Origin of the sequence: Streptomyces sp. P3, assembly GCF_003032475.1 — a bacterium.
Lineage (GTDB): Bacteria > Actinomycetota > Actinomycetes > Streptomycetales > Streptomycetaceae > Streptomyces.
This window is the reverse complement of the sequence record NZ_CP028369.1, coordinates 3748741-3770077: the sequence shown is the minus strand read 5'-3', so window position 1 is coordinate 3770077 and position 21337 is coordinate 3748741. Positions and strand designations below refer to the sequence as shown.

Here is a 21337-nt window from a genome sequence, read left to right as displayed (position 1 = left end):
ATCACGTGGCCGGACTGCGGCTGGGACCACTGCTGAGATACGCCGACGGCTCGTCCGCGACCGTATGGGTCGAGGCGAGCCGTCCGTGCGCCGCCGAGGTGCGCTGCGCCGACGGTGCGGGCGGCGCCGCCCGCACCTTCCAGGTGGCGGGCCACCACTACGCGCTGGTCGAGGTGAGCGGCCTGACGGCCGGCACCTCGACGGCCTACGAGGTCCTCCTCGACGGGTCACGCGTGTGGCCGCCGCCCGACTCCCCCTTCCCGCCCTCCGAGATCCACTCCCCCGCCGCCGAACGCGACGAGGACGGGGACGGGGACGGGGACGCGCCCGGCGGCGACGCCGTCCGGGTGGCGTTCGGCTCCTGCCGCTGGGCGGCGCCCCCGGCCGGCGGGAACGACCCGGTCGGCCCCGACGCCCTGGACGGCCTGGCGGCGCGCCTCGCCGCCGACCCGACCGCCGAACGCCCGGACGTCCTGCTGCTGCTGGGCGACCAGGTGTACGCCGACGAGGTCTCCGACGCGACCCGGGAGCGGATCGACGCCCGCCGCGGCCTGACCGATCCGCCGGGCGCCGAGGTCGCGGACTACGAGGAGTACACCTGGCTCTACTACGAGTCCTGGCGCGACCCCGGGGTGCGCTGGCTGCTGTCCACCGTGCCGACGTGCATGGTCTTCGACGACCATGACGTGATCGACGACTGGAACACCTCCGTGGCATGGCTGGCCGACATGCGGGGCACCGCCTGGTGGCGCGAGCGGGTGCTGAGCGGTCTGATGTCGTACTGGGTGCACCAGCACCTGGGGAACCTGTCACCGGCCGAACTGGCCACCGACCCGCTCTACGCGGCCGTACGCGACGCGCCCGACGGCACCGACGTGCTGCGCGCCTTCGCCGACCGGGCGGACACCGACCCGGCGTCCGTGCGGTGGAGCTACCGGCGCGACTTCGGGCGGGTGCGGCTGCTGATCGTCGACAGCCGGGCGGCGCGGGTCCTCGACGAGGGCCGGCGCGCCATGCTCGACGAGGGCGAGCGGGCCTGGCTGCGCGACCAGGTGCTCGACCGTCCCGGCTCCTACGACCACCTTCTCCTCGGCTCCTCGCTGCCCTGGCTGCTGCCGCACCTGGTGCACGACGCCGAGGAATGGGACGCGGCCCTGTGCCGGGGCGAGCGCGGCGCGCGCTGGGCCCGCTTCGGGGAGAAGCTGCGGCGCGGCGCGGACCTGGAGCACTGGGCGGCCTTCCCCGAGTCCTTCACCGAGCTGGCGGAGCTGATCGCCGACACGGGGGCCGGGGCGGACGCGCCGGCGAGCGTGCTGGTGCTCTCCGGGGACGTGCACCACGCCTACGTGGCCGAGGCGCGCTGGCGCGACACGCCCGGACCGGCCGCCCGGGTGCTGCAGCTCACCTGCTCCCCCGTCCACAACTCGGTCCCCCTGTCGATCCGGGTGGGCTTCCGTTTCGGCTGGAGCGCCGTGGCCCGCGCGCTCGGCCGGCGGCTGCGCCGGCACGGCCGCTGCCCGCGGCTTCCCGTCAGCTGGCGCAGGAAGGGCGGGCCGTGGTTCGGCAACCAGCTCATGTCGCTGACCCTGCGCGGCCGTTCCGCCCGGTTGCGGCTGGAGCAGGCGCAGAAGGACGGGGCGCTCGCGACGGTGGCGGAGTCCGACCTCACCTCCTGAGGCGTTCGATCTACGACGGACAGTCATCTGATTACTCGTCAAAAAGGGTAAAACGTAAGGTGGTTGCCCTCTTATGCGTCAGTGATGGCTCAAGTTGAACTAGCAAGCATCAGTTCGCTCCCCCTAGCGTTGACGGCTCGTTCGGTACCGCCGCCCCCGACGACGGGTCCGGTCCACTCCCCTTTTCAGGACCGGCCCGCCCGACACCGAAGGAGCACCCCCCACCATGTCCGCTCGTCTCGACACCGCACAGCCGTACGCGGTCGGTCTCTACCGCATCGTCGTCGGCCTGCTCTTCACCTGCCACGGCGCGGCCTCGCTCTTCGGCGTCCTCGGCGCGGAGGCCGCCGGCCGCACCGTCGACACCGGCGCCTGGCCCGGCTGGTACGCGGCCGTGATCCAGCTCGTCTGCGGCAGCCTGGTGCTGGTCGGCCTCGGCACACGGCCCGCCGCCCTACTCGCCTCGGGCTCCATGGCGTACGCGTACTTCAAGGTGCACCAGCCCAACGCCCTGTGGCCGATGGAGAACGGCGGCGAGGCGTCGGCGATGTTCTGCTGGGCCTTCCTGCTGCTGGTGTTCACCGGTTCCGGAGCCCTCGGCCTGGACCGCCTGGTCGCGAGCCGCACGGCCACGAGGCGGGAGCCCGCCTCGCAGCAGGCCACGGTCTCCGTCTGACCCGGCCGGCGCGCCCGTCCCACGAGCACGGCGTCCCACGAGCACGCCGTCCCGCCCCCCGGCAGCCGCCCGCCCAGATGGCTGCCGGGCGGCTGTCGGGGGGGGCGGGGCATCCCAAGGGTGAATGTGGTGTGCCGAACACACGAGCCCCCCGTGAATCCGCTGTCACACCCCGGGCGTACGCTGTATGGCTGTCATTGGCCGCATCTGCCGCTCCCCCGCGACACAGCGGCACCGGTCGGTCGTCACGGGGGAGACACGGGGAGTTCGCGGTGTTCGAGAGTGTGGGGGCGTTGCTCGCCAGCCCCTGGATCTACGCGGTGGTGGGCCTGTCGGTCCTCCTGGACGTGTTCCTGCCGGTGCTGCCCAGCGGGGTGCTCGTCATCACGGCGGCCACGGCCGCCGCGGCGGGTTCGGGCGCGGCGACCGGACAGGTCCCGCACGACGTGCCCGACGTCATGGTCCTGATCCTCTCCGCGGCGACCGCCTCGGTGCTGGGCGACCTGGTGGCCTACCGGCTCGCCTGGCGCGGCGGCGAGCGCCTGGACCGGGCGATCTCCCGCTCCCGTCGGCTGACCACCGCGCAGGAACGCCTCGGTGAGGCACTGGCCCGTGGCGGCGGCGCCCTGGTCGTGCTGGCCCGGTTCGCCCCGGCGGGCCGCTCCGTCGTCTCGCTGATCGCGGGCGCCGCGCACCGCCGCCCGCGCGAGTTCCTCCCGTGGTCCGCGCTGGCCGGCCTGTCCTGGGCGGGCTACAGCGCCGCCCTCGGCTACTTCGGCGCCCACTGGCTGGGCACGACCTGGCTGGCGACGGGGGTGTCGGTCCTCGCCCTGTTCGGCGCGGGCGCCGCCGCCGGCTTCGTCATGCGCCGCCAGCCGGCGTAAGGGCCCGGCCGGGCCCCGCGCGGCCGGCCCCAGGCACCACGCGGTCCACCGACCGCGCCACGGGGTCGCCGGTACGGGCTCGGGCAGCTCGGCACGGTGGCACGCGGGCCGGGACCGCCCCGGGCGGGAGCCGTTTACCCGAACCGGCCCACGTCCCTGCTCCGGGGCCGTGCGCCAGGCGCCGCGGGCCGCCACGGCGGACATCAAGCCGCCCGGACGCCCTGAGCGGCCCCGGGTGGACCGGGCAGGGCCCGCCGGGCCGATCGCGCGGCGCAAGCCCGCACGGCACAGGCCGTCCAGGACGGGTGGTGGCGGCCGACCGCCGTGGCCGGGCCGACTACGCCCGCGCCGCGGCGTCACCGCGGGACGCGCCGCGCACCTCGAGGCCGTCCAGGAGTTCCGCCGTGGCCGCGGCGACGGCGTCCACCGCCCGCTCGAACACCTCCCGGTTGTGCTCGGCCGGGGCCCGGAAACCGGACACCTTGCGGACGTACTGCAGCGCTGCGGCGCGCACCTCGTCCTCGGTCGCCTCCTCGGGCAACGCGGGCGGACGCAACGTCTTGATACTCCGGCACATGCCCACAGTCTGCCCCCGCGTCCCCCTCCTGTGCCACGATCGCCTCTGTGGCGGCCACCGCTCCCGCGGGGCCGACCGACGAGAGGAACGACAGCACCATGCCGCACGACATACGCACCGTCGCCGTCCTCGGCCCCGGCGGGGTGGGCGGACTGCTCGCCGCCCTGCTGTCCCGCGCCGGGCTCCGGGTGACCTGCCTGGCCGGCGAGGACACCGCGAAGGTCCTGCGCACCCAGGGCATCCGCGTGCACAGCGCCACGTTCGGGGAGTTCACCGCCCCCGTCGACGCGGACACCGAACTGCGCGCTCCGGTCGACGCGGTCCTGATCGCCGTCAAGCAGACGGCGCTCGACGCGGCTCTGGCCCGCATCCCCGCCTCGGCGCTCGCCGAGGACACCCTGCTCGTGCCGTTGCTGAACGGCGTCGAGCACCCGGCCGCCCTGCGCGCGCACCACCGCCCCGACGGGGTGGCCCCCGCCGTGATCCGCGTGGAGTCCACCCGGGTCGCCCCGGGAGTGATCGAACACGGGAGCTCGTTCGCGGAGATCGACCTGACCGGCGACACCGTGCCGCGCCCGCGTCTGGTCGCGCTCGCGCGGACGCTGACGGCGGCCGGCCCGACGGTCCGCGTCCTGCCGGACGAGACGGCCGCCCTGTGGGCGAAGATGTCGTTCCTCGCGCCCTTCGCCCTGCTCACCACCCGCCACGCACTGCCCTTGGGCGAGGTGCGCACCCGGCATCGCGAGGAGCTGGCCGCGCTGGTCGAGGAGACCGCCGCCGTCAGCACCGCCTGCGGCGCACCCGTGGACCCGGCGACGGCCCTCGCACGCTACGACGTCTTCGCCCCGGCCATGAAGTCCTCCATGCAGCGCGACGCCGAGGCCGGCCGGCCTCTCGAACTGGACGCGATCGGCGGGGCGTTGCTGCGCGCGGCCGCACGGCAGGGGGTGCCGGCGCCGGTGACGGCGCGTCTGGTGAGGGAGTTGACGGACGCCCACGGAGCGGCCGTTGCCCGACCGGGCGCCACCCCGCCCGGCGCTCCTCGGTAGGAGCGGGGGCGGGCCGTACGCGTCCCCTTGCCCTCCATGGCCGTCATCCCAGGTATGGGGTACGACACGGGCGGCGGTCGTGACGGCGGGTCGTTACGATCATGAGGCTCCCGGGCGAACTCGGCCCCGCCGTCGCCCCGTTCACGACCGAAGGAAGAATGACGCATGCCCGTTCCCGTTCTCGGCGCCGTGTCGCGGGCGGCGTCGCTCATGCGCCGCCGCGTTCCGACCTGTGTGCTCGGCAACGCAGGTCCGCCGTCTCTCGGCGACGGGCACGCCGTCGACCGCTATGTGCCGATCGCCTCGCTGACCAAGGTCGTCACCGGCACGGCGCTGACCCGGATGGCCGCGGCGGGAGTGCTCGCCCTCGACGATCCGGTCGAGCGGTGGCTGCCCGCGGCCCCCGCCACCGGGATCACCCTGCTCGACCTCGCCCGGCACACCTCCGGCCTCCCCAGGCTGCCGCCGGGCCCCCTGCCGGACCGGGATCCGTACGCCGCCTTCGACCTCCCCGCACTGCACGCGCTCCTCCCCCGGCTGGACACGCTGGCCGACGCTCCGCCGGGGAGCAGGGAGGAGTACTCCAACTTCGGCTACGCGATCCTGGGCGCTGCCCTGACCGCCGCGGCCGGGACGACCTACGAGGAGCTGGCGACGGCGTACGTGCTGGGCCCGCTGGACATCGTGGAGATGACCGCACGCCCCGCCCCCGAGCGGTGCCTGCAGGCCCCGGGGCTGTTCGGCGCTTCCCGCAGGCCCTGGACGATGGACGGGGCGATCCTGCCGGCGGGGGGCCTGTGGGCGACTCCCCGCGCCGTGGCCGACCTGGTCGTGCGACTGCTCGTGGAGCGGCGGCTGGGTGACCCCGCGCCCTCCTGGATACGGACCGGCTCGCTGGTCTGGCACAACGGGGCGACCCGTCTCGCTTCACTGTTCGCCGGGGCCGAGGACGACGGGAGCTGGGTGGTCGTCCACCGCCTCAACGCGGAACCGGAGGAGACGGACCGGCTGGGCGTCACGCTGCTCGGCCAGGGCAGGGGCCGGGAGCCGGGGCAGGACCGGACCGCCGACTGAGCCATCCCACCCTCGCTCCAGACCCCGTTAATTCGAACACTCGTTCACACGAACACCCCAAAGGAGCTCGCTACTCAAAATCGAACAGGCGTACCATTGCCGTGTGGCTACGACCTATGACTTTCCCAGCGACCTGCGCGCCGGTCAGGAGGAGCTGCATCAGGTCCGGGCCGAGCTGTCGGCCCTGCTGAAGCGGCTTCCCTGGTCGGTGGAGCCCCTGGACGGCTACAGCGACACCGGCGGCTGGCGCAAGGCCGAGCGGCCCGCCTCGCCCGGCTGGACGGCGGACGAGCAGGCGGAGGTGGAGAAGCTGCGGCGGCGGGAGCACGAGCTCGCGGTGTTCGTGACCTGCCACCGCTTCTGGGCGGAGGTCGCGGCGGCGGACCGCGTCGAGGCCCGCATGGCCCTCAAGCACACCCCCGACCCACCCCCCGACCCCGCTGCCGGACAGGCCTGACCCCGACACGAGAACGGCCCCCCGGGAAACGGAGGGCCGTCGGTGGCGACGACCCGGGAGGCGGGTCGTCGTCCTTGGTGGGCGCGGACGGTTTCGAACCGCCGACATCCTGCTTGTAAGGCAGGCGCTCTACCCCTGAGCTACGCACCCAGGACGAGTCGACAGCCTACATGGCCGCGGCACGTGCCCCGCAAACCCGTATCGGGGGTTACCCCCACCTCGGATCCGGGAGTGTGCCGGATCGTCCCAGGGCCCGCGGCTGCCTACCGTCGTCAGTGCATCGTCAGACAGCGCAGGGGGAGATCGCCATGGTCCGCACCACCCGTTCAGCCCGCTCGGTCCTCGTCGCCGGGGCCGTCGTGGCCCTCGCGGCAGGCGTGACCGCCTGCGGCGCCTCCGCCGCGGACGACGACCACCCCGACCACCGGACGTTCGGCATCTCGGGCGCCACCCTCACCATCGACTCCGACGACTCGGCGCTGGAGATCGTCGCCTCCAAGGACGCCGAGGCGGGCAAGGTCGACGTCACGCGATGGTTCGAGGGCTCGGTCGTCCTCGGCGGGAATCCGAGGGTGACCTGGTCGATGAAGGACGACCGGCTGACGCTGCGCACGCACTGCTCCGGCCTGGTCGCCGACTGCTCGGCCAAGCACCGCATCGAAGTGCCCCGGGGGGTCGCGGTGAAGGTCGAGGACGACGACGGCAGCGTCCTGGCGCGCGGTTTCCGGGACGCGCTGAGCGTCCACTCCGAGGACGGCTCCGTACACGTCACCGACTCCACGGGACCGCTGGAGCTGCGCACGGACGACGGTTCGGTCCGCGCCGAGGTCGCCTCCCGCTCGGTGACCACGCACACCCAGGACGGCTCGGTGCGCCTCACCCTCAGCACCGTCCCGGACCGGGTGGAGTCCGTCAGCGACGACGGCTCGGTGACCATCGCGCTGCCCGCGGCCACGTACCGGGTGACGACCGAGACGGACGACGGCGGGGTGGACGTGTCCGTGCCGCGCGACGAGTCCAGCGCCCATGTGGTGAACGCGCGCACCGCCGACGGCAAAGTCACCGTCCGGAACGCGAACTGATCGGCCCGTGTGTTCGTCCTTAACCGGTGGGAGAATGACACCGGGCAGGGCGGATCACAGCACGGGAGAGGGATGTGACGGCGACACCAGTACGGCCGTACTCGCCGTCGCCGTCGCGCGCGGACCGTCCCGCGCTCACCGCGCTGAAGGACACCCTGATCCTCGTCGCCCTTCCCCTGACGGTCGCGCTGGCGCTGCCCGCCGCGTTCGCCGGCGGCGGCACCCGGCGCTGGTTCGGCGGGCGCTCGGAGGAGCAGCGCGCCGAGGCCCAGGCCGCGAAGGACGCGGCGGCCGCCGCGTTCTACGAACTGGACAGCGCCCAGCGGGATCTGCGCATCTCGATCGAGACCATCAAGGCGGTGGACGACTCGCCGGCCGCCGGACGCGCGGTGTCCGACTTCGAGGCCGTCGGCCGGCGCATCGACGAGGCCAGCCACCAGTACATCGAAGCGGTGGACGCCCACGATCTCGACCGGGACGACCTGGAGGCGTCGGCGGCCGCCCAGGCGCGCGACCGGCTGACCCGCGCCAAGGAGGAGCTGGGCCGGGTCAAGCAGGAGCTGGACCGGTTCGCCGCCGGACTGGGCCCGCTGCTCGGCAAGGCCGAGACGCAACTGGCCCGGCTCGCGCCGGCCGTGGAGCGGGCCCGGCAGGCGCTGCTGGCCGCCTCCGGCGCACTGGACGCGGCCCGGGGAAGCGGCCTGCGGGCGGACGACCTGGCGGCCCGGCTGGCGGCGCTCGCGCCGGAGCTGACGATGCTGAACCAGGGTGCGGGCAAACACGGGCTGCCACAGACCCTGGAGCGCGCCGAGCGGGTCGCGCGGGAGGCGGAGGCGGTCCGCGCGGAGGCCGGACGGCTGCCGGAGCGGGCCGCCGAGATCGACCACCGGCTGGTCTCGTTGCGTACCCGCGCGCAGGCGCTGACCACCCGCTCGGGACAGGTGGATCCGGTGCTCAGCGAGCTGCGCCGGCGGTTCACGGCGGCCTGCTGGCAGGATCTCCAGCACGTTCCCGACCAGGCCGGGGAGAACGTCCGGCAGGCCGAGGAGAAGCTGTCCGAGGCGCAGGCCGCACGGGACGCTCAGCGCTGGCCCGACGCCACCGCGCTGCTGTCCACGGTGCGGGCGCTGCTGAACACCACGGACGAGGCGGTGTCGGCCGCCGGAGATCGGCTGACCAGGCTGAACGCGGTACAGAAGGATCCGCGGGCGGAGATCGACCGGACCCGGTTCGCGATCCGGGACGCCCAGCGGCTGGCCATGGCGGGGCGCAACACGCCCGACCCCCGGCACGCGCGTCCGCTGGACGAGTCGGTGGCGCGGCTGGAGCGGGCGATCGCCACGCTGGAGGGCCGGCACCCCGACTACTGGCACTTCCTCACCGAGACGGAGGCCGTCCGGCAGGCGGTCGCCGGCACGGTGGCCCGGATCCGCGAGGAGCGCGGCACCGGGCACTGACATTGCCCCCGCCGCTCGACGGGCGGATATTGGATGACGAGGACACGTGCGGACGTTCCGGGCACGTGACGTCCTTCTGTCGGCATGTCTCACCTATCGGGAGGCGGAGATGGCGACGCACGCACTGCGTTCCGGCTCGAAACGGCGGATCAGGATCGACGACCATCTGCCGGTCGACCACCGGCTGAACCTGGTCTACCGGATCGGCGCCGGGCTGATGGGCCTGGGTCTGATCGTCTTCGGCGTCTTCGGGATCATCGACAGGATCGGCTTCTTCGACACCGGCGGGGACGAGGTGTGGAGCCTCAACACCAACGGCGCGCTGAGCTGGCTGTCGGTCGCGGTCGGGCTGCTGCTCTTCGCGGGCTTGGTGATCGGCGGGAACGTCGCGTCCACGCTGAACATGGTCTTCGGGGTGCTGTTCATCCTCAGCGGGTTCCTGAACATGGCCCTGCTGGAGACGGACTACAACTTCCTGGCCTTCGAGATCCAGAACTGCATGCTCAGCTTCGTGATCGGCATTCTGCTGATGGTGTTCGGGATGTACGGCAGGGTGGGGTCCGCCCTGCCGCACGACAACCCGTACTGGCGGGCCCGCCACCCCGAGGGGAGTGACGGGCCGGCCGGATCCGGGGCGGTGGGCCCCGATCAGGTGCGGTAGGCGTAGTAGTACGCGTTGGGGTTCTGCGCGAGGAGGCTCGACAACGACTTACGCAGCGTGTTGTTCGAGTGGTACGTCACGTACGGCACGCCGTTGCTCTTGGCGGTGACGATCATCGTGTGGTCCTTGGACCCGTCGCGGTCGAAGTCCATCTGGAGGACGTCGCCGACCTCGAGCTGGTAGACGTTGGCGAGCGGGGTGGTGCGCTTGGAGTTCTGGGCGAACCAGGACCACTCGTTGACGCCGACGAACGAGTCGGACTGGATGTCGGCGTTGCCGAACCACCGGGTGTAGTCGTACACGTAGCCCGGGACGTGCTTCCAGCCGCCGGCCTTGAGGGACTGGCTGACGAAGTTGGTGCAGTCGCCGCCCGCGGTGTGGTTGTTGAAGTCCGGGTAGTCCTTGTTGTACGTGTACACGTACTTCTCGGCGTAGGCCGCCATCGCCTTGTAGTCGTAGGCGGTGCCGGTCTTCGGGGCGGCGGCCGGATTGCGGGTGGTCGCCGCGCGCGGGGCGTTCGGCATGGTGTCGTCCGCGGTCGTCACCTTCACCGTGGGCGTCGGCTTGGAGAGCGTGTTCACCGCGAGGCCACCCTGGTCGGTGTCCCGGATGGTGGTGAGCTGCCAGTTGCCCTGCCGGTCGGCCTTGAACGTCAGCTCGTGCTTGGCCTGGAACCCGGTGGTCTTCGGGGCGTTGCCGCGCGTCTGGGCGTAGGTCAGCGTCGTGGTCTCGGTGACCGCGGCCTTGGCCGTACGGCCCGTCACGCGCGTGGCGTTCAGGGTGACGGTGGTGGTGGCCTTGCTGTACTTCTCGCCGGCCTTCGCCAGCTTGTCCTTGCGCTCGCCGAGCGTGGAGAGCGCGGCGTCCTCCGTGCGGGCGGTGCCGGAGCTCAGCTTGACGTCGCCCGAGAAACCGTTGGTCAGCGGCTTCGACCGGTCACCCTGCGCGCCGGTGACCAGCGCGTCGGTACGGTCGGTGAAGACCGCGTCGGCCAGCCTCTGGAAGGTGGCCTTCGTCCTGGCGTCGACCTTGGGGTCGTCGACGACCGCGGCGCCCGCGGACCAGTTGGGCAGCAACGCCACTCCGGCGACGACCGAGGTGGCGGCGGCCCCGAGTATCGCGACGCGGCGGCGTGTCGCCTTCAATTTCCTTGACTTCACTGATGTTTCCCCTCTTGCCCCGGCGATGGGATGCCGAGGAGGGCATCCTCGCACGGGGTGTGTGGCTGTTGTGAAGGGGGTTGCGGTTGAGGTTTGGTTACTTCACCCGCCGTCCCCCGGCGGTCACTTGACGACCGTGGACCAGTCCGGGCTCTGCGCGGGATCCAGCGTGCGCAGCCGCTCCAGGGTGGCGGGTGTCTGGACGTCCATCCAGTCGGCGAGCTCCTTGAAGGAGACGCACTTGACGTCCTTCTTGGTGCACACGTTCTCGATGGTCCGGTCGACGGCCTTCATGTAGATGCCGCCGTTCCAGTCCTCGAAGTGGTTGCCGATGAAGAGCGGCGCCCTGCTGCCGTAGTACACGCGGTTGAAGCCCGCCATGTAGGCGTCGGCGGTCTCCTGTTCCCACTGCGGGTACTCGGCCGGGTTGCCGTGGACCTCCCCCTTGGTCTGGTTGTACAGGAAGTTGAAGTCCATGGACAGGCCCTGGTACTTGCCGCCCTCGTACGGGAGCATCTGCAGCGGGAAGTCCCAGATGCCGTTCTTCTTCGTCGGCCAGATCTGGAAGTCGCCGGCGGAGGACGCGTCGTAGCGCCAGCCGTAGCCCTTGGCGGCCTTCAGCAGGTTCGCCTGTCCCTCCAGGCAGGGCGCCCGGCCGCCGACGACCGCCTTCTTGAAGTCGAAGGGCAGCGGGGCGATGTCCTGGTAGCCGGTGTTGGTCTTCCAGTTCTCCACGAACTTGTAGAACTGGTCGATCTCGCTCTTCCACTCCTCGACGCTCCAGTCCTTGCCGCCCTTGGCGCCGCAGAAGTGGCCGTTGAAGTGGGTGCCGATCTCGTTCCCCTCCTTCCACGCCTCGCCGAGCTGCTCCAGCGTGGTGCGGATGTGTTCGTCGGTGGGGAAGCTGATCGCGGCGGAGCCCTTGGGGTGCTGCGGCGGGGAGTACAGGTCCTTCTTGCTCTTGGGCAGCAGGTAGATGCCGGTGAGGAAGAAGGTCATGTGCGCGTTGTACTGCTCGGCCATCTTCCGGTAGTGCTCGAAGAGACCGTCGTCGCCCATGAGCGCGCCGTCCCAGGAGAAGACCACGAACTGGGGCGGCTTCTCCCCCGGCTTGAGCGGGACCGGCTTCAGCTCGCCCTTCTGCGGACCGGTGTACGAGGTGGATCCGTCCCCCAGCACATGCGTCTTGCCGTCCCACGCCGGCTCCTCGGTCGCCCCCGCCGACGCCTTCTTGCTGTCCCCCGACGACGCGGTCGGCTCGGTGTTCGTTGTGCTGTTGAGCACCAGATATCCGGCCACCAGGGACGCGACGACGAGCAGCGCCGCCAGCGTCAGGAACCCCGGGTGCGTGGCAGCGGGGCGGCGCGTTGTTGCCGGGGCCTTGCGGCGGCGGCCCGACGGTGACTTCATGTGCGGCTCATTCTCCGGATTCTGGGGACACGGGCGGCCTGCTCGGTGGTCAGCCGAGCGGGCTCATGGCACCTGACCAGATGCCGTACGGGACGCTTTTCTGGGACGTGCCTGCGATGCCTTTCAGGGGAAGCGGTTCGAGGCTCTTGGTGAGGTCGATGCGGTAGACGACGACCGCCGTGGAGACGGACTTGGCGGTGCCGACGAACCAGGCGGCGGTGTCGTTCTGGGTGGTGCCCGCCTTCCCGGCCACCCGGGACGGCGTGTCGGGCGTGTCCCCGGGGTGGGCCGTGCGGAAGGAGTCGGCGAGCGCCGAGCTGACCTCCCTGGCCACGCGCGCGCTCATCGCCCGGTCGGCGCTCGGGGTCTCCAGGACGAGCTTGGCGCCGTTCTTGGTGATCAGCCGCACCGAGTACGGCTCGGTGTGCTTGCCGTCCGCGGCGAAGGTGGCGTAGCCGCTGGCCATGCGGATCGCGCTGGGCGTGGCGCTGCCCGTGGTCAGGGCCGGCACCTGCGCCCCGAAGCTGGAGGGCAGCAGCCCGGACTTCTCGGCGGTGGCACGCACCAGGTCCAGGCCGGTGTCCATGCCGAGCTGCATGAACGGCGTGTTCACCGACAGCTCCAGCGCCCGCCGCAGGGAGATCTGCCCGTAGGACCTGCCCCCGTCGTTCTTCGCGGCCACCGGATTGCCGCTGCGGTCCCAGTAGGGGCCCTCGGGCGTCTTCACCAGCACCTTGTCGTTGCCGTCGTACAGCGACTCCCCGGTGACAGGCGTGGTTCCCCCCTCGCGGGTCTTGTGGACGCCGTGCTCCAGGCCGGCCGCGTAGACGAACGGCAGGAAGGCGCTGCCGGCCGGGACGGTGGTGGCGTTGGACTCGTTGTAGCCCTGCGTACGGTGGTCGGGGCCGCCGTACACGGCGAGGATCCGCCCGTCGGCGGCCACCGAGGACGCGCCGTAGTGGGCGGCCTTCGCGTTCTTCGGATCGCCCTTGAGGGCCTTGTCGCGGGCCTTGGTGACGGCCTCGGTGAGCTGGGCCTCGCGCTTCTTGTCGAAGGTCGTGTAGATCTGGTAGCCGCCGAGGTCGAAGTCCTTGTCGGAGATGTTCCCGGCCTTCTTGGCGTACTGGGCGGCGAGTTCCACCAGGTAGTCGCTCTGCTCACCGGTGTCGTACAGCGGGTTGGCCTTGAGCGGCTCGGGGAACTTCCTGTAGGTGGCACGCTCGGCCTTCGACAGCTTGCCGATCTCGACCATCCGGTCCAGGGTCCACGACCAGCGCTCGACGGCCCTGGCGCGGTTGGCGGAGTTGAGGGTCGGGTCGTACAGGCCGGCGCCCTTGAGGAGCGAGGCGAGGAACGCGGCCTCGCTGGCGTTGAGCTCGCCGACGTCCTTGCCGTAGTAGGCCTGGGCGGCGCGCTGGATGCCGTAGGTGCCGCGGCCGAACCAGCTGGTGTTGAGATAGCCCTCGAGGATGTCGTCCTTGCTCATCTGGTTGTCGAGCTTGAGGGAGATCATCGCCTCGGTGAACTTGCGGCTGATCGTCTGGTTCTGGTTCAGGTAGACGTTCTTCACGTACTGCTGGGTGATCGTGGAGCCGCCCTGGGTGTCGCCCTGGCCGATGGTGCGGAACAGGGCCCGGCTGATGCCCTTGAAGGAGATGCCGGGGTCGCTGTAGAAGCTCGCGTTCTCCGCGGAGAGCACGGCCCAGCGGACGTCCTCGGGGATGTCCTTCAGCGGCATCGCCTGCCGCTGCACCCAGCCGGTGCGGGCCATCGGCGTCCCGTCGGCCCAGAAGTACACGTTGTCCTGCTGTGTGGCATAGGTGTTGAGATTGTCCGGGATGTCGGTGGCGGCGTAGGCAACGGCCAGGAACATGCCGGTCAGACCTATGGAGCCGAGGACCCCGCCGAGCCACTGACGCCAGGAGGGTATCCAGCGCCGCCAGCCGTCACGGCCGGGCCGCGGGTACTGCGGGCGCAGTTTGCGGACGTACGGAGTGACACGAGACACATACGGCGCCAGCACGGCGAGGAGCGGGGCGAGTCGAGGGCCCAGAGCCGCAGAAATGCGGACATGCAGGGGAGGGCGGGGGGCCTTGCGCCGATTCTTCGACGAACGTGCCTCGCCGTCGGCACCCCCCTGGAATATATCCGCGTCGACCGGTATGTCCGACACGCGCAGCTGCATGGTCTCGTCCGCCTGGAAAGCGGCCGGCACCTTCAACTGCATGGTGGCGTCCGGTTCTTGGGGCTCCTCCCCCTGCCCCGCCTGGGTCACGACCCGTCTCCCTCCCGCACTCCGTATTGCTCGCAGGCAGACGTACAGACTTCCGAGGGCCTGACATGGTTGCCGTTGACGCGGCCGCAAACAGTGAACCCTCCGACCTAGGGGTCCAGCGCGGCGCTCTCAAATTACCAGCGCTCTTCGCAAATTCTCCACATAAGAAAGTGACAGAAGCGAACAGAGGTAAAACTGCTGACACCGTCTCCGAGCATAGGGGCTTAGTCTGACCGCATGCCTCGCTACGAGTACCGCTGCCGGACCTGCGGCGACACCTTCGAACTGAGCCGTCCGATGGCGCAGTCCGCCGACCCCGCGGACTGCCCCGCCGGGCACGACGATACGGTCAAACTCCTGTCCACGGTGGCAGTCGGCGGCACGAAATCCGCCCCCGCGCCACAAGCGGGCGGCGGGGGCGGAGGCGGTTGCTGCGGCGGGGGCTGCTGCTCCTGACCGTGTTACCGACGGAAACCCTTTCCGTCGGCCATGTGCCGCGGCAGCCCTTTACGCGGGTCGGATTCCGCGACAATCCCTGAGGAACTCCCGCAGAATGCGCTCCCCGGCCAGCACGCCACGCTCCGGCAGGGCGGTGATCTGCGGGGCCGCCCAGGCCGCGTCCGCCAGCTCGCCGTGGCCCGGACGCCAGCCGCGGTCCGCGGCCAGCAGCAGGTCGGCGTCGAGCAGCGAGTCGCCCGCCGCCAGCGTCAGTTCGGCGCCGGTGCGGCGGACCACCTCACGCACGGCGGCGCTCTTGGTGAGCGGCTTCGGCACGGCGTAGATCTTGCGGCCCTGGAGCGACACGGTCCAGCCGCGGTTCTCCGCCCAGGCCGCCAGTTCCTTCACCCACTCCTCGGGCAGCAGCTCGCGCTCCACGACGAGGTAGGCGAACAGGTCCTCGGCGACCCGCTGCTTGCGCAGCCAGAGCGGGTCCGCCGTCTTCGCCAGGTACTCCTGCACCTCCGCGAGCGGCGCGCACTCGTCGGCCAGCCGCGCGAGCACGCGCGCGTGCCAGTCGTGGTCGGTCGCCCCGTCGACGAGGAGATGGCCGCCGTTGGCGCAGATCGCGTACTTCGGCGGCGGCCCGGGGAGGTTGATGCGCTGGTACTGCTTGCGCGTCCGGGTCGTCGTCGGCATGAACAGCGCCGCGTCCCCGAGGTCGGTGAGCAGCTGCGCCGCCGTCTCGGTCATGAACGACAGCGGTCTCGCCTCGTGCACCTCCACGCACAGCAGCCGCGGAGCCCGGGCGTCCGGCATGGTCAGCGCCAGCGCCGCCGCCGAGTAGATGAGCGTACGGTCGAGGTCGCTCGCCACCAGAACCGGCATCAGACCGTCACCGCCTTGCCGTCGGCGCCGGTCGCACCGCGGGTGAACTGCGGGTGGATCAGACCCACGCAGGTGTACGGCAGGTCACCGACCTCCTCGACGGGCACCCCTCGCTGTCCGGCGAGCAGCCGTACGTGGTCCAGGTCGGCGCCCGCCCCGGCCCGCGCCAGGATCTTCCACGGCACCCGGCGCAGCAGCACCCGCGTGGTCTCTCCGACGCCCGGCTTGACCAGGTTCACGTCGTGGATGCCGTACTCCTCGCTGATCCGCTCCACCGCCGCCCAGCCCTGCCAGCTCGGCGTGCGGTCACCGGCGAGCAGCTCCTTCACCGCGCCGCCGACGGCTTCCGCGACCTCGGGGAAGCGGGCGGCCACGGCGTCCAGGAAGTCCGCAGAGACGTCCACGCCGGCGAGCTCCCGGTAGAACTTCGCGCCGTGGAAGTCGTCCGGCCCGACCAGGTCGGCGCGCAGGACGGTCCGTGAGATCAGCCCGGAGACGGTCGAGTTGAGGCAGGCGGACGGGATGAGGAAGTCCTCCCGGGTGCCGTACGTCCGCACGCACGAGCCGGGGTCGGCCAGCACCGCGATCTCCGGGTCGAAGCCGGCCGCGCCGCCGCCCGCCTCGAACTCCTCGATCGCCGCGGCCAGTTCCCGGGTGATCGCGCCCTTGCCGGTCCAGCCGTCGACGAACACGACGTCCCGCGGGTCGTGATGGGCCGCGAGCCAGCGCAGCGCGTTGGCGTCGATGCCCCGGCCGCGCACGATCGACACGGCGTAGTGCGGCAGGTCGAGGCCGTGCCGGAACTGCGCCCAGCGGCGCATCAGCACGCCGACCGGGGTCCCGGCCCGGGCCAGCGAGACGAGGACGGGCCGCGGCGAGCGCTCCGCGATCACGGTCTCGGTGACGACGCCCACGGCCCGCGCGATCCGCTCCGCCGAGGTCTCGAGGGCCGCGTGGAACAGCTCCTGGTACTGCTCGCTGGGCTGGTACTCGACGGGCAGCGACTCGGCGTAGTGCGCGCCGCCGCTCTGGATGGCCTCCTCCCGCTCCTCGGTCGGCGCCTCCAGCGTCACGTCCGAGAGGTCCTGGAGCAGCCAGCCGACCTCCTCGGGCGCGTACGAGGAGAAGGCGGGGCCGCGAAGGGGCTCGGGCAGCATGACGGGTCTCTTTTCGGGCAGTGCGGCTGCGTACAGCGGCTCGGGGACGTACGAGGGGACGACCGCGAGGACGACGTGCGGGGTGTGCGCGGCCAGCCGGGACAGAAGGCCGTCGGGGGCGTGCAGCGGCGGGGTGTCCGCCACCGAGTCCACGACGGCGACGACGGCGTCGAAGCCGCCGCCTGCGACGTTGTAGGCATAGCGCTCGCCGGGGCCGTCTGCGGGGTCGTCGTGGGCGGGGAAGACGATCCGGCTGCGTATCGCGTAGCCGGGGTCGTCGACCGCGAGGACGGGCGAGCGGGTGGTGGTCGAGTAGCGCACCTCGGCGGAGACGGTCTCCCCCAGCTCCCGCGCCAGCCGCAGCGGCGTGTACATCAGCTCCTCGAAGCCGAGCACCAGGACGCTCCGCGCGTCGGCGGGTATCGCTTCCGCGAGGCGGGCCGCCATGGCGGGGAGGGCGGCCTCGAGCCGGCCCCGGTGGGCGGGGGTGAAGCCGTGCCGGCCGCCGTCCGGCAGGCCGCGCGGCCAGTGCAGGTCCACGCGGGTCGCGCTGTCCCGGGCGCCCGGCTGCCCGGTGCGGTCGTCCGCCGGGTGCGGGTCCGGTGCGGCCGGCCCCGACGAGCCCGCGGACGACCGCTCACCGCTCGCGGCGGCCGCGGCCTCGTACCGGGCGACCAGGGCCTGCCCCTTCTCCAGCACCCCTTCCGGGAGGCGGACCGCGCCCGAGGCGGTGGCGACCAGGTCCACCCGGGCGCCGATCTCGCGGGCGAAGTCGTCGAGGCGGCCCGCGTCGGCCGCCGAGCGCATGTCGACGAGGGCGACGACGACGTACCGGTCCCGCGGATAGCGCCCGTGCAGGTCGCGGATCGTGTTCAGCACGGTGTTGCCGGTGGAGAACTCGTCGTCCACCAGCACCAGCGGGCCGTCGCCGACCAGCAGGGTCGGGTCCTCCGGCAGCAGCAGGTGGGAGGTGGCGTGGGAGTGGGACTCCTCGAAACCGCCCGCCGTCGCGACGCCCGGGACCGGACGCCGGGTGGAGTGCAGGTACGGGGCGACGCCGACGCCGTCGGCGACGCTGTGGCCGAGACCGGTGGCCGTCTCCGCGTAGCCGAGGACGACCGCCCTCGCCGCCTCCTCGGGGCCGAGCAGCTCCCGCACCCGGCGGCCGAGGGCGAGGCCGTGGCCGTGGACGACCGCCGGCGACTGCGGGACGTGCTTGCCCAGGACGTGGGAGACCAGCAGATGCGCCCGCTTGGGGTTGCGGCGCAGGGCCAGCCCCAGCATCTCCGGCAGCGCGTCGTCGCCCACCAGCTCCAGTCCGAGCCGCTCGGCGACCCAGGTCCCGGACCAGACCCCGTTGTTCACTGCGTTTCTCATGCGTCCCTAGATCGTGAGGTGGGTGAGGGGCTCTCGTTCGGGCCGGACCGGGCTCGCGGGCCCCGGCATCGCGCCCCGACCGCCCCGACCCGAACAGGAGACCCTAGCCGGGTATGCCGGCTGCGAGCAGGTCGACGAAGCTGACGTCCTCGTGCGCGACGCCGAAGACCTCCGCGCGCAGCATGGTGCGCTCGGCCCAGGCGCGGTGCGGCTTCACCTCGTTCATCTTGTTCGTGTACTGCGACCGCAGTACACCCCCACCGCCGCGTTCCGGCCGCAGGATGTCCGCCGCGTCGCTGTACTCCTCGTGACTGACCACGGACAGCGCGTGCACGGCCGGCACGTGCGAGGGGTGGATGCAGGTCTTGCCGAGCAGGCCGTTGGCCTGGTCGAGGGAGATCTCGCGCAGCAGACCGTCCATCGCGTGCTCGATCAGTCTCTCGCGCAGCTCCACCGCCTGCCCCTCCAGGAAGGGACTGTGGCGCAGCATCGGCTTGAACATGCGCTCGGGGACCCGGAAGTACTCCCACACCGGTCCGGTCACGGTGAACCCGCTGCCGTCGGCCCGTCCCAGCATGTTCACCACGTCGGCGATCACCGAGGCGACGATCTGGACGTCGTAGGCGGTCATGTCGGGCGCCCGGCGCAGTCCGTACGCGGAACAGAAGTCGGTCACGCCGAGGCGCAGGGCGAGGACCCGGCTGCGGTACTTGTCGACGGCACGGGCGATGCCCTCCAGAGCGTCCACCCGCGACTCGCGGTACATCAGCTCCGGCGTCTCCAGCACGGGCATGCCGAACAGGCGGTGCCCGCTCGCCGCCTCCGCGCCGGCCAGCGCCTCCAGGAACGGGACGCCGCGCTCCTCGGTGAACTTCGGGAACACGAACCCGCTGAGCAGCCCGGCGTTGCCGCCGAGTCGCCGGACCAGGTCGGGGATCTGTTCGGGCGTGCGCACCCGGATGAAGAGCAGCGGCAGCTCCCCGTCCGTGCGGTCCGCGAGCTCGGCGAACTGGCGGACGAGGTTCTCCTCGCCGGCCGCGACGTCCTCGTCGCCGATGGAGTCCTCCAGGCACAGCACCATCGACACCACGCCGCGCCCGGTCTGCTTGACGACGTCGTCCGCCAGCCGGGGCCGGGTGGCCGGGCTGTAGAGCGTGGCGCCCAGGGCCGCGGAGAGCAGCCTGGCCGGTGAGTCCGCCGTGAAGACGCACGGCTCCCGGTGAAAGAGGCGCTGCCGCACCTCAGGGGCGAGGTGCCCGAAATGACGCATAAATCTCCCCCGTGGTGCAAGGTATGGCATGGATTCGGCAAGAGGTGGCCGGTAATAGTACGTAGGGATCCATGTCCCAGGTTCCCCCGGGGCATGAATTTCAGGTAACTCGACCATGTAGGTCGCCGAGTACCCCGCGTTGTCGTGAGCAGGCCCGAGAAGGCAGGATGACCGCATGACGCACGCGATGCTGAAGGGGTCGAACGTCCCGCTGAAAGCCACCACGGTGCGCGCCGTGCTGCGCTGGACCCCCGGGCAGGGGGTCCCGGACGTCGATGCCTCCGCGCTGCTCCTCGGTCTCGACGGTCGTGTGCGCTCCGACGAGGACTTCGTCTTCTACAACCAGCCCCGGCACCCCTCCGGGAAGGTGTGGCGGCTCGGCAAGAAGCGGGTTGCCGAGGGCCTCACCGACACGATCCAGACCGATCTGTCCGGTGTCGAGTCCGGTGTCGGCCGTATTCTCCTGACCGCTTCGGCGGACGGCGTCACCTTCGACCGCGTACGTTCCCTCACCATCGCGCTGTACGACGCGACGACCGACGGGGAGCCGCTGGCCACCTTCGACATCCGCCCGGAGACGGGCCAGGAGACGGCTCTCATCTGCGGCGAGCTCTACCGGCGCGGGGAGGGCTGGAAGTTCCGCGCACTGGGTGAGGGCTACTCCAACGGCCTCAAGGGGCTGGCCACCGACTTCGGCATCTCGGTCGACGAGTCCGAGGAGGCCGACGTCCCCGAGGCCGCCGCGTCGGCTCCGCGCACGCCCAGCCTGTCGCAGCCGCTGCCGCCGGAGCGGCCCACGTCGGCCGTCCCGCAGCAGCCGCCGGCCTACGGCTACCCGGCCAGCCTGCCGACCTACGGCTACGGCTACCCCGACGGTTCGTTCCGGCTGCCGCCGCAGGGGCCGCAGTTCGTCGGACGGTGAGGGGCGGAAGGCCCCGGCCGGGCCCCTACCGCTCGGCCTTCGTCTTGTAGCCGCGCCCCCACTGCAGCCCCCACCCGTACAGTCGGTCCAGCTCCGCCTGGAAGCCGTAGACGAACCGCACCTCGCGTCGCACCATCAGCTCGCCCTTGACGTTCTCTATCATCACCACCGCGCAGGAGCGGGCCTGCGGGTGCCGCTCGTCGAGGCCTATCTCGATCCGCGGCCCGTTGCTCGGGTACAGCGTGACGATCGCGTGGGTGCGGTCAAACGCCGGTGTCTGGTCGTAGATGTACACGAAGACCAGCAGCCGTTTGATCTCGTCGCGGTGGTCGAGGTTGACGTACATCGTCTCGCCGGACGCCGAGCCGAACCGGTCGTCGCCGCTGAGCTTCACGTACGGCGCCGCGTTCACGTCGCCCAGCAGTCCGCCGAGCGGCTGCACGACGCCCTTCGTGCCGTCGGCCAGTTCGTACAGGCAGCCGAGGTCGAGGTCGACGTTGACCATGCTCTGGCTGTGCCCGACGACCTCCGGGGGCCGCAGCGCCTTGAAGGGGTGGCGCAGCAGGCTCTCCCGCTGCGGCCCGCCGATGTCGGACGTCCGCATCCGCCAGGCGAGGTTGACGCGCAGGTTGCCGGTGGCGGCCCCCTGTTTGGTGAGGGAGACCTGGCTGTGCCGTTTGGTCAGCTCGATCGCGTTCGTGGCCGCGTTGCCCGAGTCGAAGTCGGTCGCGCGGCTGCCCAGCAGCCCGTCGAAGATGCCCATTCCCCGCCCCCACGTCCACGATGAAAACCGGCGGGGCGGCCGTGGAGGACAGTTTCCTCACCGGCCGCCCCGCTCAGAGCGTTC

At 71.7% G+C, this 21337-nt stretch carries 19 protein-coding genes and 1 tRNA gene; 11 read left to right on the top strand and 9 right to left on the bottom strand.

The window, feature by feature from the left end; translation table 11 throughout:
• Positions 1 to 5 precede the first annotated feature (5 nt).
• The 3 genes from C6376_RS16870 to C6376_RS16860 all read left to right on the top strand — a co-directional run bounded on the left by C6376_RS16870 (position 6) and on the right by C6376_RS16860 (position 3236).
• Complete coding sequence (locus C6376_RS16870) at positions 6 to 1676, top strand: alkaline phosphatase D family protein (RefSeq protein WP_107444172.1); 1671 nt, start codon at positions 6 to 8, stop codon at positions 1674 to 1676.
• Between the two features lie 226 nt (positions 1677 to 1902).
• Positions 1903 to 2352: a DoxX family protein gene (locus C6376_RS16865; protein WP_107444171.1), complete on the top strand. Its 450-nt coding sequence runs from the start codon at positions 1903 to 1905 to the stop codon at positions 2350 to 2352.
• A gap of 272 nt (positions 2353 to 2624) precedes the next feature.
• Positions 2625 to 3236, top strand: a complete 612-nt coding sequence (locus tag C6376_RS16860) for a DedA family protein (protein WP_107444170.1) — start codon at positions 2625 to 2627, stop codon at positions 3234 to 3236.
• A gap of 337 nt (positions 3237 to 3573) precedes the next feature.
• Here C6376_RS16860 and C6376_RS16855 read toward each other — a convergent pair whose 3' ends face one another.
• Positions 3574 to 3813: a DUF2277 domain-containing protein gene (locus tag C6376_RS16855; RefSeq protein ID WP_107444169.1), complete on the bottom strand. Its 240-nt coding sequence runs from the start codon at positions 3811 to 3813 to the stop codon at positions 3574 to 3576.
• 98 nt (positions 3814 to 3911) lie between these two features.
• Between C6376_RS16855 and C6376_RS16850 the strand changes: the two genes are divergently transcribed.
• The 3 genes from C6376_RS16850 to C6376_RS16840 all read left to right on the top strand — a co-directional run bounded on the left by C6376_RS16850 (position 3912) and on the right by C6376_RS16840 (position 6393).
• Entirely contained in the window at positions 3912 to 4862 is a 951-nt protein-coding gene (locus tag C6376_RS16850) for a ketopantoate reductase family protein (protein ID WP_107449010.1), read from the top strand.
• A gap of 165 nt (positions 4863 to 5027) precedes the next feature.
• A complete protein-coding gene (locus C6376_RS16845; protein WP_254075966.1) occupies positions 5028 to 5936 on the top strand; it encodes a serine hydrolase domain-containing protein in 909 nt (302 codons plus the stop codon).
• A 103-nt stretch (positions 5937 to 6039) separates the two neighbouring features.
• Positions 6040 to 6393, top strand: a complete 354-nt coding sequence (locus C6376_RS16840; RefSeq protein ID WP_107444168.1) for a hypothetical protein — start codon at positions 6040 to 6042, stop codon at positions 6391 to 6393.
• 75 nt (positions 6394 to 6468) lie between these two features.
• On the opposite strand, the gene C6376_RS16835 is transcribed toward C6376_RS16840, so the two are convergent.
• Positions 6469 to 6543: transfer RNA gene (locus C6376_RS16835), tRNA-Val, on the bottom strand.
• Positions 6544 to 6701: 158 nt separating this feature from the next.
• On the opposite strand from C6376_RS16835, the gene C6376_RS16830 reads away from it, so the two are divergent.
• The 3 genes from C6376_RS16830 (at position 6702) to C6376_RS16820 (ending at position 9593) form a co-directional block, all read left to right on the top strand.
• Positions 6702 to 7475: a DUF4097 family beta strand repeat-containing protein gene (locus C6376_RS16830; protein ID WP_107444167.1), complete on the top strand. Its 774-nt coding sequence runs from the start codon at positions 6702 to 6704 to the stop codon at positions 7473 to 7475.
• Between the two features lie 74 nt (positions 7476 to 7549).
• Positions 7550 to 8932, top strand: coding sequence for a hypothetical protein (locus tag C6376_RS16825; RefSeq protein WP_107444166.1), 1383 nt, complete (start codon positions 7550 to 7552; stop codon positions 8930 to 8932).
• 109 nt (positions 8933 to 9041) lie between these two features.
• Complete coding sequence (locus C6376_RS16820) at positions 9042 to 9593, top strand: DUF4383 domain-containing protein (RefSeq protein ID WP_107449008.1); 552 nt, start codon at positions 9042 to 9044, stop codon at positions 9591 to 9593.
• Here C6376_RS16820 and C6376_RS16815 read toward each other — a convergent pair.
• The 3 genes from C6376_RS16815 to C6376_RS16805 form a co-directional block, all read right to left on the bottom strand.
• Positions 9581 to 10738: an amidase domain-containing protein gene (locus C6376_RS16815; protein WP_254075965.1), complete on the bottom strand. Its 1158-nt coding sequence runs from the start codon at positions 10736 to 10738 to the stop codon at positions 9581 to 9583. The two genes, C6376_RS16820 and C6376_RS16815, sit on opposite strands and share 13 nt — an antisense overlap.
• Positions 10739 to 10876: 138 nt before the next feature.
• On the bottom strand, positions 10877 to 12163 hold the full coding sequence (locus C6376_RS16810) for a hypothetical protein (RefSeq protein ID WP_107444164.1): 1287 nt from the start codon (positions 12161 to 12163) through the stop codon (positions 10877 to 10879).
• Positions 12164 to 12212: 49 nt separating this feature from the next.
• Positions 12213 to 14390: a transglycosylase domain-containing protein gene (locus C6376_RS16805; protein ID WP_107449007.1), complete on the bottom strand. Its 2178-nt coding sequence runs from the start codon at positions 14388 to 14390 to the stop codon at positions 12213 to 12215.
• 285 nt (positions 14391 to 14675) lie between these two features.
• On the opposite strand from C6376_RS16805, the gene C6376_RS16800 reads away from it, so the two are divergent.
• Entirely contained in the window at positions 14676 to 14894 is a 219-nt protein-coding gene (locus C6376_RS16800) for a zinc ribbon domain-containing protein (RefSeq protein WP_079041556.1), read from the top strand.
• 51 nt (positions 14895 to 14945) lie between these two features.
• Here C6376_RS16800 and C6376_RS16795 read toward each other — a convergent pair whose 3' ends face one another.
• The 3 genes from C6376_RS16795 to C6376_RS16785 all read right to left on the bottom strand — a co-directional run bounded on the left by C6376_RS16795 (position 14946) and on the right by C6376_RS16785 (position 19568).
• Positions 14946 to 15764, bottom strand: a complete 819-nt coding sequence (locus C6376_RS16795; protein ID WP_107444163.1) for an HAD family hydrolase — start codon at positions 15762 to 15764, stop codon at positions 14946 to 14948.
• Positions 15764 to 18298 carry a phosphoribosyltransferase gene (locus tag C6376_RS16790; protein WP_107444162.1) on the bottom strand — a complete coding sequence of 845 codons (2535 nt, stop codon included), beginning with the start codon at positions 18296 to 18298 and terminating at the stop codon, positions 15764 to 15766. Before C6376_RS16790 ends, C6376_RS16795 begins: the two co-directional genes overlap by 1 nt.
• Before the next feature lie 103 nt (positions 18299 to 18401).
• Positions 18402 to 19568, bottom strand: coding sequence for an HpcH/HpaI aldolase/citrate lyase family protein (locus tag C6376_RS16785; protein ID WP_107444161.1), 1167 nt, complete (start codon positions 19566 to 19568; stop codon positions 18402 to 18404).
• Between the two features lie 175 nt (positions 19569 to 19743).
• Here C6376_RS16785 and C6376_RS16780 point away from each other — a divergent pair, with 175 nt between their 5' ends.
• A complete protein-coding gene (locus tag C6376_RS16780; RefSeq protein WP_107444160.1) occupies positions 19744 to 20490 on the top strand; it encodes a TerD family protein in 747 nt (248 codons plus the stop codon).
• 25 nt (positions 20491 to 20515) lie between these two features.
• On the opposite strand, the gene C6376_RS16775 is transcribed toward C6376_RS16780, so the two are convergent.
• Entirely contained in the window at positions 20516 to 21253 is a 738-nt protein-coding gene (locus C6376_RS16775) for a Tellurium resistance (protein ID WP_057583043.1), read from the bottom strand.
• Positions 21254 to 21337 lie beyond the last annotated feature (84 nt).

Bases quoted from the DNA above. Each gene is read 5' to 3' on its own strand.
- C6376_RS16845 (WP_254075966.1), top strand. From the start codon at position 5,028: ATGCCCGTTCCCGTTCTCGGCGCCGTGTCGCGGGCGGCGTCGCTCATG.
- C6376_RS16820 (WP_107449008.1), top strand. From the start codon at position 9,042: ATGGCGACGCACGCACTGCGTTCCGGCTCGAAACGGCGGATCAGGATC.
- C6376_RS16865 (WP_107444171.1), top strand. From the start codon at position 1,903: ATGTCCGCTCGTCTCGACACCGCACAGCCGTACGCGGTCGGTCTCTAC.
- C6376_RS16775 (WP_057583043.1), bottom strand. From the start codon at position 21,253: ATGGGCATCTTCGACGGGCTGCTGGGCAGCCGCGCGACCGACTTCGAC.
- C6376_RS16800 (WP_079041556.1), top strand. From the start codon at position 14,676: ATGCCTCGCTACGAGTACCGCTGCCGGACCTGCGGCGACACCTTCGAA.
- C6376_RS16795 (WP_107444163.1), bottom strand. From the start codon at position 15,764: ATGCCGGTTCTGGTGGCGAGCGACCTCGACCGTACGCTCATCTACTCG.
- C6376_RS16810 (WP_107444164.1), bottom strand. From the start codon at position 12,163: ATGAAGTCACCGTCGGGCCGCCGCCGCAAGGCCCCGGCAACAACGCGC.
- C6376_RS16785 (WP_107444161.1), bottom strand. From the start codon at position 19,568: ATGCGTCATTTCGGGCACCTCGCCCCTGAGGTGCGGCAGCGCCTCTTT.
- C6376_RS16850 (WP_107449010.1), top strand. From the start codon at position 3,912: ATGCCGCACGACATACGCACCGTCGCCGTCCTCGGCCCCGGCGGGGTG.
- C6376_RS16830 (WP_107444167.1), top strand. From the start codon at position 6,702: ATGGTCCGCACCACCCGTTCAGCCCGCTCGGTCCTCGTCGCCGGGGCC.
- C6376_RS16780 (WP_107444160.1), top strand. From the start codon at position 19,744: ATGACGCACGCGATGCTGAAGGGGTCGAACGTCCCGCTGAAAGCCACC.
- C6376_RS16805 (WP_107449007.1), bottom strand. From the start codon at position 14,390: ATGCAGTTGAAGGTGCCGGCCGCTTTCCAGGCGGACGAGACCATGCAG.
- C6376_RS16855 (WP_107444169.1), bottom strand. From the start codon at position 3,813: ATGTGCCGGAGTATCAAGACGTTGCGTCCGCCCGCGTTGCCCGAGGAG.
- C6376_RS16790 (WP_107444162.1), bottom strand. From the start codon at position 18,298: ATGAGAAACGCAGTGAACAACGGGGTCTGGTCCGGGACCTGGGTCGCC.